The organism is Desulfitibacter alkalitolerans DSM 16504, from assembly GCF_000620305.1.
Taxonomy (GTDB): Bacteria; Bacillota; DSM-16504; order Desulfitibacterales; family Desulfitibacteraceae; genus Desulfitibacter; species Desulfitibacter alkalitolerans.
In genome coordinates this window covers 158,917-170,948 of the sequence record NZ_KK211104.1, presented here as the reverse complement: position 1 = coordinate 170,948, position 12,032 = coordinate 158,917, and the positions used below count along the sequence as shown (strand labels likewise).

Genomic DNA, 12,032 nt, shown 5'->3' with positions numbered 1-12,032 from the left:
GTGGCAACCTGGAAAGCTCCCTTTGCCCGGGAGTACACCCTCCTTTACCAAAGGCAAAGGTGAGGTTTAAGCTTATTCTAAACCTTTCCCAGCCTGAAGTAAAGAGATTAAGAGCTGTGGAGGTGGTGTTTATGAGGGTTTTTGTGGTAAAAAAGTAATTTTGGTAAAATCGAAAAATATCTTAATGAATATATAGGTGCCTATGTTTGTGTGATAAATAATTAAAATTTTCACTAGGAGGTTTTAGAATGAAAAAAACAGTTTTAACCCTGATCGTTTTGACAACTCTATTAGTATCAAGTGTGGGTTTAGCCGATTTTATTGAATATGATAAAGAATATATACCATTTGATAATTATCGTATGGAACCGTCTGTAAGTGGTAAATATGCTGAACCAAGGTCTGACATAGGAATTCAACAAATATACAATGTCTATATCCCTACAACACATTTTTATCAAAAGGATGAGGAGTGGAAAGATGACATCATGGAGTGGAGGGGTCAAACTTTGGGAGATGCAGGCTGTATTGTCACATCTTTTGCTATGAATATGAGATCATATGGTAGACAAACTGACCCCAAAAGAGCTAACATTGATATGGGTGATTCCTCTAACCCGTTTGTCTGGAACGATGCACCAAATAAAGCTGGATGGGGATTAGTATATCTTGATACTTTAGAATGGGATGCATCTAGAGAGGTTTTTTATAATATAGCTCTAAATGCATTATTGGATGGCGTGCCTGTAATTGTAGGTTATAAACAAGCCACTAGTGATAGATCACATTATGTTTTAGTAAACTACTTATATGGAACAGGATACAATCTAAGTGATTATTGGGTGACAGACCCTGATTCTAGCAGTTCAAGCCTAATACGGTTAAGTACTTTAATAGGGGATAGACCTCTAAGGAATGTAGCGGTTTATCCACCTAAATAATATGTTATAATGTAGATAGGTTGCTAAAGCAATGCATTTTCATGGGGGGTGCAGCTATCAAAATAATTATTACCTTGTTAATAATGCTATTTCTGTCTATAGGGTGCTCCTATAACGCAATGGATGAACAAAAATACAAAAATACCACAATGGCAAAAAAAGACTTAAAAGAACAATTAAATGATGATCATTCTAATAAAGGAACAAGCATAAATGAAGTTAATGATACTCTGGACAGAGATAAAACATTGAATAATGGAACTGAAAGAAAAGTTATTGAAATTTCGACTTCGTACTATAACCCAACTTATAATTTCTGGATAGATATACCAACCATATGGGAAGATGCTTATGAAATAGTTGAAAAAGATTCTAAGGTAGAATTTTACTTTATTGTATGTGGAGATATTAAGGTTAAAAACTTTACAATTTATGCATGGACACATGAGGAATTTGAAGACTTGTTGGAAACAATGGGTTCAGACAGATTCTTCATTGAACAAGAGGTGTTAGGCAAGAATAGAGATTATGGTTTCCACATGATAGCTGAGATTTCTTTAGATGCTCTGATAGAATCTGAAGAGTGTATACAGGAATGGAGAAAGTTGGGTACCATTAATTTTTATGAAATGAGAGAATTGATTCGTTTAGAGTAATAAATTTAAATCCTTGCAGGTTCTACAGCCGTCAAGGATTTTTTTTGGAACTAACTTAAAATACAAGAAATTTTAACATTAAAAACGAAGTTTTGGACATAATAACTAGGATTTTGACATGGCAGAATGAAATGACTTTAAGAACCATATATCCCAGATTATATATGTTTGATAATAATGGAGTCAAAATTAGAAAAGATAAAATATTTGCTAGACTTCCATTATGTATCAAGAGTGATTATGTTTTTTAAGTGTCAGTGAAGCTCAAAAAACGGAAAGTTTCAAACTAAAGGGTAAGGTTGAATTTTAAAAATTTAGCAAAAATGGAACTTTTAAAGATTTGTTACGTCTAATAAAATAATACAATATTGAAAATTAGTGGCAAAGCCATTGAAAGATGGTGACGCAAAGCCATGGGTCTAAAGCTAAAAGCCATGACTGCCAGGTTGCAAAGTCAAAAAGCTGTTCAACAGGATTACCTGGGACAGCTTTTTTGTATTTTTGGACTAACCTAAATTACAAGAAAACGAAGTTTTTGACATTAAAAACGAGGTTTTAGACATTAAAAGTGAGGAACTTGACATGGAAGATAGTATTAAACGTTAATTTATGGTAGGTTTAAATCAATAACTTTGGGCAGACAACATGGTTTTTTAAAAAAATATTCCCGGGCAAATAGTGGCACCCTGGAAAGACCCATTTGCCCGGGAGTACACCCTCCTTTACCAAAGACAAGCTATCCCAGCCTGAAGTAAAGGAGAGATTACAGGTTAGGGGAGTGGTTATTTATGGGGGTTTATATATCTATTAAACTATTGAAATGAAAGGAGCATTAAATAGGAGGTGAAATATACAATGAATAAAGGAAAAAATACCATATTATTAACTGTTGTTATTCTTCTTGTTACTATATTAGGTTATTTTAGCATTAGCTACGCTATGGTACACGATGTATTTTTTCAAAAAAATTACAAAATAGATGAAACAGGCCAACTTATTTGTGCCAAAACTAATGAAATAATAACTGAAGAAAACTTTGATCCTTCCAAAGTTTACAGAGTTAATGAATATGGGCAGACCTATGGTTCCTCTCTTTTTGCAGTTTCTTTTGAAACTGAGCCTGACTTAATTCTTGCAAAAGGCATTGATGGCACATTAGGTTATGTTTATGCCACCGATTTATATGGAGAAGAACCAAAAAATCCTGAGGAGGCTCTCGCCATGCAGAAAGCAAATGCTGGTAAAGATCGAGTGATCCCGCTATATGCTTCTGATGGCAAAACTATAATAGCAGAATTCATAATGTATGCAATCGATATAGATGAGATTAATTTAATTACAGCAGAAGAAAAACATTAAAATATGAAGTACACACCAATCAGGAGAAATTCAGAGCAAAAGGCTGGAAAGAACAAAAGATGAGAAAATCGACATGGAAAACGAGATTTAGACATGAAAAGCGAGGAACTTGACATGGAAGATAGTATTAAAAGTTAATTTATGGTAGGTTTAAATCAATAACTTTGGGCAGACAACATGGTTTTAAAAAAATATTCCCGGGCAAATAGTGGCAACCTGGAAAGCTCCCTTTGCCCGGGAGTACACCCTCCTTTACCAAAGACAAAGGTGAGGTTTAAGATTTAGGGGTTGGCTGGATTGATGAAACAGAAATGATAGACTATCCTAGTGTTGGAGTAGATTATGTAAAATACGACCCAGAACCAAATGTTTACTATGATGTTCAACCTTGGTCATACTATGTATCCGCAAGAGTAAAAGTAGATTTGTCTAGAGGAAATGATGAGTGGTCCGTATATGTAGATTTTAAAGAAGAAGGGATTTAATACTTAGAAGCTAATCATTTTGCCTGCATACCAAGGGTTATATATATTCCCCTTGGTATGTAATTAAATTTTATAAATTAGGAATCATATATTTTTTATTTAAAATAGGGTAGAAACACTTAATTGCTTAATTAACGTTATCTTTGAAAGTGCTTAGATAGTTTTTATTGTTTTTTAAATAAAAACTGTGATATTTTATGTTTAAGGGGGTTAATGTAGAATGCATAGAACTTCGTATGCTATTTTATTTTTTCTTGTTAGCATAGTACTATTAGCTGGCTGCAGCTCAAAGGAATATATTTACCAAAATAATAGGTTTTATGGTGAAGGCCAATACTGGCAAGCAGAATATATAATTGAAAGCAAGAAAGATCCAGAAGATGGCAGTTTTAAAGAAAGCAAGTTTGAGTTTATAGTCATATATAAAGGAGATGTGTCTGAATTAAAATCAGTAGAGCAATTGCAAATGACCATTATAAATGACATTGATGAAGAAATATCCAAAATAATAAACTTTACGGATCCTCCAGATAAAAAGGTCTTCAGAATGTCTGGAGGCTCAAGTGGATCATATATTAGTGAAGATGATATATTTGAGGTAAATGTGGTTTGGGGTGATTTTGAAGAAAAATTCGAGATATTTCACAACTAAATTAAGTTATGCAAAAGCGGTTATTCCACCAATCTGGCTGGAACAGCCCTTTTTAGTGTTAAGGAGCACTGTAAAAAGGAAATGAGAGAATTGATTCGTTAGAGCTTTAGCTTTGAGAAGAAAAGTAGAAAAATCTACCTCCATTTGATAAAATAGTGCAGGTTTCGTCAGCCGCACTACAATAAAGGGAGGTAGATATCCGAATGGATACAGAAAGTTTATCACACACGCAGTGGAATTGTAAATATCACATAGTATTTGCACCTAAGTACAGAAGACAGGTGATATATGGAAAGATTAAAACTGCAATACCACCAAAAATGAGTATATCTAGTTTCATGGGTTATCTTAAGGGTAAAAGCTCACTCATGATATTCGACAGACATACAAATCTGAAGTATAAGTGTGGCAACAGGCATTTCTGGTGCAGAGGCTATTATGTGAATACAGTTGGCAGAAACAAAAAGGCAATAGAGCAGTATATCCGAAAGCAATTACAAGAGGATATAGCGTCAGAACAGATGTAATAATTTTAGAAGTATAAAAAGTCTTTATAATTGGGTTAAAATAAAAGAATATATTGAAAGAGGTGAGATACATATGACTTTTGGAATGCCTGAATGGATTATTACTATTATACTTGTATTTTTTGTGCTTTCTATTATTTGGTTTGTTTTTTTAAAAAAGAATTAGTCTTATGCTTATTTATGTAATACTATTTGCCTTAGGAGGTATGATGAATATTAAAAAGTATAATGTACACATAAAACCAGACAAAATTTTCTAAAACCTAAGTGAACCTGATATAATACAAGACAGGAAACTGTCAGTCGCAGCCTATAACCTCACTTATCTAACCGGTGAAAGTCCGGTCGTGACGATTTCCCATTCGGTCACGTAGTTATATCCAACTCTCGCTTAAGGTGACTTGGCGGGGGAAAGCTTGGAAGTAAACGCTCTGACTGCTCAATTAAGGGTAGGACTGACACAGAGAGCTAGCAATTTCTGGGGCCGTAGCATAAAGCGAAAACTGCTGCATCGAAAACGTCCCCTGCATGAAGTCAGTGGCAGGGAGTTGAGGGCGTCGAGTCTCACTGACGTAGACGAAGACTGGTAAGATTCTGGAAGTAATGGGAAGGTGCACAGAGTCTGCCCTCCGGTGTACGGGTTGCGGCACCAGAAAAAGGATAAGTGGGCAAAGTAGGGAAGGTCTCGGAACCAGCCAAGACAGTTCCGTATGGCAAAGACCGGGCATATAACCGAGAACCGGGAAATTGTTCGGAGGATTCGAGATTGGCAGATGAGGGCGTATTAAGCAATGACGGTGAGCGACAACATAACGACACCAGAGTCAAGGCCCTCTGGACTGAACGGCCTCTACAACAGCGAAACCTTGAAAGAGGGAGTTAACTAGCACAGAGGCGAAGGCACAGGTAAACCAAAAGAGAACTGCAGGTATACGGGAACTGCGTTTAAGTGTAGTGCACTTGCGGGAAGACCTTGTTGACCGACGGGCGTTCAGTTTGAAGCCGGATTGTGGGAAAACCCGATGTCCGGAATTTTAGAGAGGATCCAGGAAACAGGGCTTACGAGTCACTGCGCCTGGGTTCTACTCGGTGAAAGAAGGTTCGCATACAATGGTGAAAAGAAGAACATTTTCAGCAGAATTCAAAACTAAGCTTGTACTAGAATTACTCCGAGAAGAAAAGCAGCTCGGTGAGATTGCTCAAGAGCATGACATCAGTCCAAATCAGCTAAGAAACTGGAAAAAAGAGTTTCTGGAGAATGCACCAAAGGTCTTTTCAGAGAGCAGCCAAGAAAAAGAACTGCGTGTTAGAGAAAAAGCAATGGACGAACAACTACATGGACTAATGGCAAAAGTCGGTCAGCTCACAATTGAGAATGACTGGCTGAAAAAAAAATCTAAAGAAGTGTTTGGCTCCGAATGGGAGACTAAATCTGGTTTCAAAAGACGATAAGCTGTCAGTGACCAGACAATGCGAATTGCTCGAAGTTAACAGGACCAGTGTATATTACACACCTGTAGAACCTGACCGTGACTTTGAAAATTTGGTTAAGAACAGGCTTGACTATTGGCATACAAAGATGCCATATATGGGGGTCAGGAAACTCCGGGACAAGCTGCAAAAAATAGATAAAATTCCCGTCGGACGCAGGCTAATCAAACGATACATGGAAGAGATGGGCATATATGCGATGTGCCCAAAACCAAACCTTTCAAAGCGTAATAAGCAGCATAAGATCTACCCGTATTTGCTACGCAACCTTGAAATTAACCGCTCTAATCAAGTCTGGGCAGGGGTTGGGATTATTACTCAGATGCTAAATCAGCATCATTTAATACCCAAGTTAAATAAACAAAAATTTTTTATATTCCAAACACCAATTGGCTTATTCAACGAGGTAATATCCATAGAATAATTATTGATATTACCTCGTATTTGCGAAATACTCGCACTAGTGTCATTTATTAGATTTATTTGCAGAATAAACTCAAATGAACACCCCGAAATCTACTAGGAGATGATAAAACTGACAAAGATTTAAATTAAGATATAGCTTATTACAGCAGTTAAGGCACAATGGAGATTAACGGCTAATAGTCAAACCCAACACACGCTTACGGAGGAGGTGATTACTCCCATGCCTTGCTCCCTAAATCTGCTTTTTCCATACGAATGTTACTCTTCTTTTGATTGAAAATAGTCTATAACAGTCATAATGCCTTTTATTGCATTAGCATCTACTTGATAATTTATACCTCTGAAATATATCCAGTTTTCATTGGGATACTCCCCTCATTATCTTTATTTTTTCTAAAATCGCTTATTCTTAGACCTTGTTCAATTGATTGTAGTAAATTAAACGGTAATCCCAATCCGTCAATATTTTTAATCTCAGTACCATCAGGCATTACTACAAATACGTCGTCGATTGTCCATGGATAAAATCGGTGAGGCTCACCGATTTTATTTTCATCATTTATACCTTCAATACTACTACTAAGTTTATTAAGTGATGCTTTTACTGTCGCTATCTCTTGTTCTAAGTTTTTGATTTCTGCATGAAGTTCCTCTATTTTTTGTTCCTTACTCTCACTAGCTTTTTCATTTTTATTAACTACATCAGTAGAAGCTGCACAACCTAACAAAAACAGCACGAACAAAAATACCACTATTACAAATACCTTACGCATACTCATCCCCTCCAGTTTAATAAATACTAAGGTTTATATCCTTACCAAAAAATGTCATATATCTATTTCTCGATAAAGCAAGGTGATTCCTTTTTCTAGCTGGATTAAATCTTAAAAATCAACTTCTCATAAACCCTTTTTGCCCAACAATATGGCTCTGTATTGGTATGTTTTAACTTTTCATGGCTTATATCTTCCAGCCATTTTGTAGGCCAATTGCCACCATTAAGTATCAATCTAAGAAGTAACCCCTGTATAGCTTTCTCTTCGCCTTCTCGACTTTTCGCCTGTGTAAATTGAACTATCAGAAGCTTCACGAGAAATCCAGCCCTGGTCTAGAAGCACCTATCTGGTTGTTTTTAACAATACTAAAAAACAGCATTTATGACAGAGGAGAAATACAAGGTACTGCAGCAAAGGTTTAATCTAGAGTAAACTTGGCAATCGAAATGAGAAAATCGACATGGAAAACGAGGATTTAGACATGAAAAGCGAGGAATTTGACATGAAAGATAGTATTAAAAGTTAATTTATGGTAGGTTTAAATCAATAACTTTGGGCAGACAACATGGTTTTAAAAAAATATTCCCGGGCAAATGGTGGCAACCTGGAAAGCTCCCTTTGCCCGGGAGTACACCCTCCTTTACCAAAGGCAAACTTTCCCTGCCTGATGTAAAGGAGAGATTAAGGATGGGAGGTGGTGTTTATAAGGGTTTAGAAAATAACATTTACGTTATTGCAGGAATAATACTTAAGATAAGAATTGAGTTATCTCTAAGTTTCAATAATTAAAGATGTAGCTAGGAAGAAACACCTTATTAAACCTTTAAAATGTATGAAATGGAGGTAAAGTAATGGTTAATCTTAAAAAGACAATTATTTTGATTCTAACAGTATGTTTTATTATGATTAGTTTTCCCAGTAATGCACTGGCTTTATCAGTTAGTATATCACCAAAAAGTCAGTCTGATTATCTTAATAAAACTTTTGAATGGCGTATAACAGTTAGTGGACAAGATAGCTTTGATAATAGTTATGGAGATGGTAATCTATCCATATGGATTAACATGCCGGATGGAACATATTATGATCAGCATAATTACGAAAAGAAAGGCTATTATGATGGGATTGCTAGTGCCACTTCCGGTAAGCCAGGGGAAATACAAATCACGATTTACGATAAATGGAATGCAACTGTAATGTAATTTAAATACGAGGAGTAATTTAAATGGAGAAATGGCTAAGACATAAAAAGATACTACTTGCTTTATTATGCACAGTATTTGTTTTTTATGTAACTTATGTTAATGCTGAAAATCTTACTATATTAGGAAGAAATGCAATTTCCGGCAAGATGGATACAGGAACCTTCAATGCCTATTCATTATATGGGGAAACTGTCAACGAGGAATATGAGAACGAAGATGGTTCTACATTAAAAGTAGAGGATATTGTAAGAGATGAGATTCAAACCAAAATATCATTTAGACTGGATAATCAAGAAGGCTTATTATTAAGTCCCGATTTTACCATAACGGATAACATTGGTAATACTTACAAGGGATCTTTTGTTACCATGAACTATGATGAAATAAATGAAGTGGTTATGGGTGTTGTGAGTTTTGAACCAATTGAACCTAGGGCAGAAGAACTTCAATTTATTGTACGAAATAACGACAATAATCAAGAATGGGTAATAAATTTCGAAGTTGACCCTAGTAGATATGGAAAAGCAAATGATACAGTAATATTAAATACAGCTGTTGAAGAAAAAGAAGAAAAAATAGTTTTATTAAGGATTAACAGCACTCCAAGTGTTTCAAAAGTATATTTGGATACAGAAGCCTCTATACGTTCTGTAAAAATTAAAGATTCTAAAGGTCAAATTGCATCTAGAATGTTGGGAGGGTTCGCCCCACTCGAAAAAACTAAGGATTGGTCCCATGAGTTTTCTTTCAATCCTATCCCAGAAAATGTAAATCTATGGCTTGAGGTAACTTTAGATAGTGAAAACATAATAAGCATACCTTTTAAGCTTTAATCCCAGTGGGGGGGGACCTTACTGGTTAAGAAATACAAGGTACTGCAGCAAGGTTTAATCTAGAGTAAACCTGGCAATCGAAATGAGAAAATCGACATGGAAAACGAGGATTTAGACATTAAAAGCGAGGAACTTGACATGGAAGATAGTATTAAAAGTTAATTTATGGTAGGTTTAAATCAATAACTTTGGGCAGACAGCATGGTTTTAAAAAAATATTCCCGTGCAAATAGTGGCAACCTGGAAAGTCCCATTTGCCCGGGAGTACACCCTCCTTTACCAAAGACAAAGGTGAGGTTTAAGTTTATTCTAAACCTTTCCCAGCCAGAAGTAAACGAGATTAAGGTAGTGTTAACTAACGTATGAAAAACTATTGTTTTTAAAAAAACCAGGATACAGGACAAAAAAGTAGACCTAAGATTATACATGAAGGGTAAAAACAGACTAGAAAGCAGGAAAGAACCCTAGTCAACCTCATCAAAGAGCATAACAATGCAGGCACAATACCTGTCAAGGGGTCTAGCTTTGGGGAAAGCTTGACAGGTATTGCACCGCATGTTTAAGGATAATTAAGAGGTTGAAGGGTTAGTTTTAGGTGAATTATGCTAACTGCTTAGACAGAATAAGCTGTTGAGATAACTCAATCAACTTCTGCCATTTGGCAGGCATAGTAGGAATAGCTGCTAACTCTGGGATAGAGTTTAAAGGTTCCCAATAAGTGTAGGAATGTGGTCTTAAGAAGTTGTAATAGGCTACAAACAAGGCCACATGAGTATCAGAGCCTTCACCACTACCGTAGCCATTAGTAACCTGGTAGGAGAATTTAAAAGTCCTGTTAAGACGTTCAATAATCTGTTTAAGCCAACGATACTCTAAAGAAACAGGATCATCATTGGTAAGGCCAATTATTTGAATAAGAACAAAATCCATATCATTAAGCATAAACTGCTGCTGAGCAAGCTTATAAGCAGTATAACCATCAGCAGCAAATCTAAGAGCCATACCAGGGAACTCCTTAAACTTAGCAAAAGCCATGCGCATAGCCAGGATACAGGGACCTACATCTCTGGAGCTAGAAACACGATAACCTAAAATAGACTTTTTGAGGGCATCCATAACAAACCAGACATAATGCTTAATACCCTTAACCTTGATATAGGTTTCATCAGCAGCCAGATAGGTTGTAGGTTTGTAGTCATAACTATCAACAAAAGGCTGAACCAAAGCAGCAGCAGACTTAGCATACTTGCTTACAGTAACATGAGAAATTCTAACACCATGGATTTCCCAAAGAGCCCTGGCAGTAGCACGAGTAGAGAGTCCGAGGTTAACAAGATAAGTCATACAAAGCCCAAGAACATGAGGAGAAAAATCACGAAACCTAAGGCTAGCAGATCCTTTAGGCATAGTATTTAAATCCACTTCAAAAAAATTGGTAGTAAACTCACGGTAAATGTAGTGGAGCTTAAACTTATACGGATCCTTCTTGTACTCCTCCAGATCCTCAGGCGATAGTTTCTTAAGAGAATTAAGATAGAAAGAGCACTTTTTATTAACACACTTATGGATATTAAAACTCTTACGCTGTTTCTTTTTATCAAGGATACGGCCACAGTAAGGGCAAACCAAAGCACCAATCTTAAAATCACTTTTAACCTTGCTAAATCGCAAACCACAGACCTTGCACCAGAGCTGACCACGACCTCCAGTATTGTCGTAAAGATAAGTATGAGGAGCACCACAGCGGTGGCAAGTAACATCAGCTGATACAGGACTACCACCACGGGACTTTACAGGCTTAAGTTCCTTCCCGTGCTGGGACGAATACTCACGAAGTAACTGCTTGTAATCAAGCTTCTCCGGTTGCTTGATAAAAGGGAGCCTGTCCACAGTATGTTTACAATACTTTGGACTATAGATATCTTGCTTAGGGCCCTTTAAAGGAATATTTCTCACGATAAATAAAAGTAACTGACGAATTTGTTTAAGTAAAAATTGATTATATAGCAGTAAACCTGATATAATTGAGCTCACAATGACACACCCTTTCTTGGGATTTTTGTTTGGTGAGACACTCAATTATACCAAAAACAGGGGGGTCATTGTTTTTATTTACTAAAAAAACTTGAAACCCTTGATATATAAATGTTTTATTGTCTAGAGATTTAAAATAGGTTTACAAAACGGAGATTAAGGGAGAGGTGGTGCTTATGAATAGAAGTCACTAGTGTTTTTTATGGAACATTTTCGAGCATAAGATTAGACTTGTTGCATGCGTAATGAAAAGAAATTTTAGAAAGGGATGATTGTTTATGAGGGTTCAATTTACCCTTGCCAATTTTGTTTCTATAGATGTTAAAATTCCTTATTGCTTGGAGGTAAGATGATGTTTCCAACAACTCCACCGCCTCCACCACCTCCACCCTGGTGGCACGGTGTAGGGGGAGATATTTTAGGGTTAATATTCGTGTTGATTTTAATAACATTTGTTACAAGCTATTGTTTCGTAATAAAAAAAATATTTTCAATTGATAAGCGGTTAAAGGAAATACAAAAGCAATTAACTAACATAACCACTAAAAAGTAAGAGACATGTCTTGAAGTAAACTGTGTGGTAAATCTAATTTGTTTACTAAATTATTTGGTAAAAACATATTGGTCTAAATCAAGGAAGGATTACG

General features: G+C 36.0%; 14 protein-coding genes and 1 riboswitch. Of the genes, 11 read left to right on the top strand and 3 right to left on the bottom strand.

Features of this window, described 5'->3' with window-relative positions:
* Positions 1-248 precede the first annotated feature (248 nt).
* From K364_RS0118940 to K364_RS24795, 8 genes are all read left to right on the top strand, one after another.
* A complete protein-coding gene (locus tag K364_RS0118940) occupies positions 249-941 on the top strand; it encodes a C39 family peptidase (protein ID WP_028309324.1) in 693 nt (230 codons plus the stop codon).
* 119 nt (positions 942-1,060) lie between these two features.
* Positions 1,061-1,597: a hypothetical protein gene (locus K364_RS0118935; RefSeq protein ID WP_156946534.1), complete on the top strand. Its 537-nt coding sequence runs from the start codon at positions 1,061-1,063 to the stop codon at positions 1,595-1,597.
* 370 nt (positions 1,598-1,967) lie between these two features.
* A riboswitch (cyclic di-GMP riboswitch) is annotated at positions 1,968-2,051 on the top strand.
* Positions 2,052-2,452: 401 nt separating this feature from the next.
* Positions 2,453-2,956 carry a hypothetical protein gene (locus tag K364_RS24800; RefSeq protein ID WP_156946533.1) on the top strand — a complete coding sequence of 168 codons (504 nt, stop codon included), beginning with the start codon at positions 2,453-2,455 and terminating at the stop codon, positions 2,954-2,956.
* Between the two features lie 311 nt (positions 2,957-3,267).
* Entirely contained in the window at positions 3,268-3,441 is a 174-nt protein-coding gene (locus K364_RS26835; RefSeq protein WP_156946532.1) for a hypothetical protein, read from the top strand.
* Positions 3,442-3,661: 220 nt separating this feature from the next.
* Positions 3,662-4,093, top strand: coding sequence for a hypothetical protein (locus tag K364_RS0118915; RefSeq protein ID WP_028309322.1), 432 nt, complete (start codon positions 3,662-3,664; stop codon positions 4,091-4,093).
* A 203-nt stretch (positions 4,094-4,296) separates the two neighbouring features.
* The gene (gene tnpA / locus K364_RS0118910) at positions 4,297-4,620 is read left to right on the top strand and encodes an IS200/IS605 family transposase (protein ID WP_028309321.1); all 324 of its coding nucleotides are present in this window, start codon (positions 4,297-4,299) and stop codon (positions 4,618-4,620) included.
* A gap of 1,110 nt (positions 4,621-5,730) precedes the next feature.
* Positions 5,731-6,072 (top strand): transposase, encoded by a 342-nt coding sequence (locus K364_RS0118895; RefSeq protein ID WP_035270253.1) that lies wholly within the window; start codon positions 5,731-5,733, stop codon positions 6,070-6,072.
* Positions 6,029-6,535, top strand: a complete 507-nt coding sequence (locus K364_RS24795; RefSeq protein ID WP_169734772.1) for a transposase — start codon at positions 6,029-6,031, stop codon at positions 6,533-6,535. The genes K364_RS0118895 and K364_RS24795 overlap by 44 nt, the downstream gene beginning before the upstream one ends.
* A gap of 334 nt (positions 6,536-6,869) precedes the next feature.
* Here the strand turns inward: K364_RS24795 and K364_RS0118885 are convergent, their stop codons facing one another.
* Both K364_RS0118885 and K364_RS0118880 read right to left on the bottom strand, forming a co-directional pair.
* Complete coding sequence (locus K364_RS0118885) at positions 6,870-7,310, bottom strand: hypothetical protein (RefSeq protein WP_028309319.1); 441 nt, start codon at positions 7,308-7,310, stop codon at positions 6,870-6,872.
* A 104-nt stretch (positions 7,311-7,414) separates the two neighbouring features.
* Positions 7,415-7,627 carry a hypothetical protein gene (locus tag K364_RS0118880; RefSeq protein ID WP_028309318.1) on the bottom strand — a complete coding sequence of 71 codons (213 nt, stop codon included), beginning with the start codon at positions 7,625-7,627 and terminating at the stop codon, positions 7,415-7,417.
* A 537-nt stretch (positions 7,628-8,164) separates the two neighbouring features.
* Between K364_RS0118880 and K364_RS0118870 the strand changes: the two genes are divergently transcribed.
* Positions 8,165-8,515: a hypothetical protein gene (locus K364_RS0118870; RefSeq protein WP_028309316.1), complete on the top strand. Its 351-nt coding sequence runs from the start codon at positions 8,165-8,167 to the stop codon at positions 8,513-8,515.
* A 23-nt stretch (positions 8,516-8,538) separates the two neighbouring features.
* Complete coding sequence (locus tag K364_RS0118865; RefSeq protein ID WP_028309315.1) at positions 8,539-9,351, top strand: DUF4179 domain-containing protein; 813 nt, start codon at positions 8,539-8,541, stop codon at positions 9,349-9,351.
* 600 nt (positions 9,352-9,951) lie between these two features.
* Here the strand turns inward: K364_RS0118865 and K364_RS0118860 are convergent.
* Positions 9,952-11,385, bottom strand: a complete 1,434-nt coding sequence (locus tag K364_RS0118860) for a DDE-type integrase/transposase/recombinase (protein ID WP_028307679.1) — start codon at positions 11,383-11,385, stop codon at positions 9,952-9,954.
* A 349-nt stretch (positions 11,386-11,734) separates the two neighbouring features.
* On the opposite strand from K364_RS0118860, the gene K364_RS0118855 reads away from it, so the two are divergent.
* Entirely contained in the window at positions 11,735-11,938 is a 204-nt protein-coding gene (locus K364_RS0118855; RefSeq protein ID WP_156946531.1) for a hypothetical protein, read from the top strand.
* The last annotated feature ends 94 nt before the right edge of the window (positions 11,939-12,032 follow it).

What these genes read in the sequence shown, in the direction of transcription:
- tnpA (WP_028309321.1), top strand. Translation starts at nt 4,297, where the DNA reads ATGGATACAGAAAGTTTATCACACACGCAGTGGAATTGTAAATATCAC.
- K364_RS0118915 (WP_028309322.1), top strand. Translation starts at nt 3,662, where the DNA reads ATGCATAGAACTTCGTATGCTATTTTATTTTTTCTTGTTAGCATAGTA.
- K364_RS26835 (WP_156946532.1), top strand. Translation starts at nt 3,268, where the DNA reads ATGATAGACTATCCTAGTGTTGGAGTAGATTATGTAAAATACGACCCA.
- K364_RS24800 (WP_156946533.1), top strand. Translation starts at nt 2,453, where the DNA reads ATGAATAAAGGAAAAAATACCATATTATTAACTGTTGTTATTCTTCTT.
- K364_RS0118870 (WP_028309316.1), top strand. Translation starts at nt 8,165, where the DNA reads ATGGTTAATCTTAAAAAGACAATTATTTTGATTCTAACAGTATGTTTT.
- K364_RS0118895 (WP_035270253.1), top strand. Translation starts at nt 5,731, where the DNA reads ATGGTGAAAAGAAGAACATTTTCAGCAGAATTCAAAACTAAGCTTGTA.
- K364_RS0118940 (WP_028309324.1), top strand. Translation starts at nt 249, where the DNA reads ATGAAAAAAACAGTTTTAACCCTGATCGTTTTGACAACTCTATTAGTA.
- K364_RS0118855 (WP_156946531.1), top strand. Translation starts at nt 11,735, where the DNA reads ATGATGTTTCCAACAACTCCACCGCCTCCACCACCTCCACCCTGGTGG.
- K364_RS0118865 (WP_028309315.1), top strand. Translation starts at nt 8,539, where the DNA reads ATGGAGAAATGGCTAAGACATAAAAAGATACTACTTGCTTTATTATGC.
- K364_RS0118885 (WP_028309319.1), bottom strand. Translation starts at nt 7,310, where the DNA reads ATGCGTAAGGTATTTGTAATAGTGGTATTTTTGTTCGTGCTGTTTTTG.
- K364_RS0118935 (WP_156946534.1), top strand. Translation starts at nt 1,061, where the DNA reads ATGGATGAACAAAAATACAAAAATACCACAATGGCAAAAAAAGACTTA.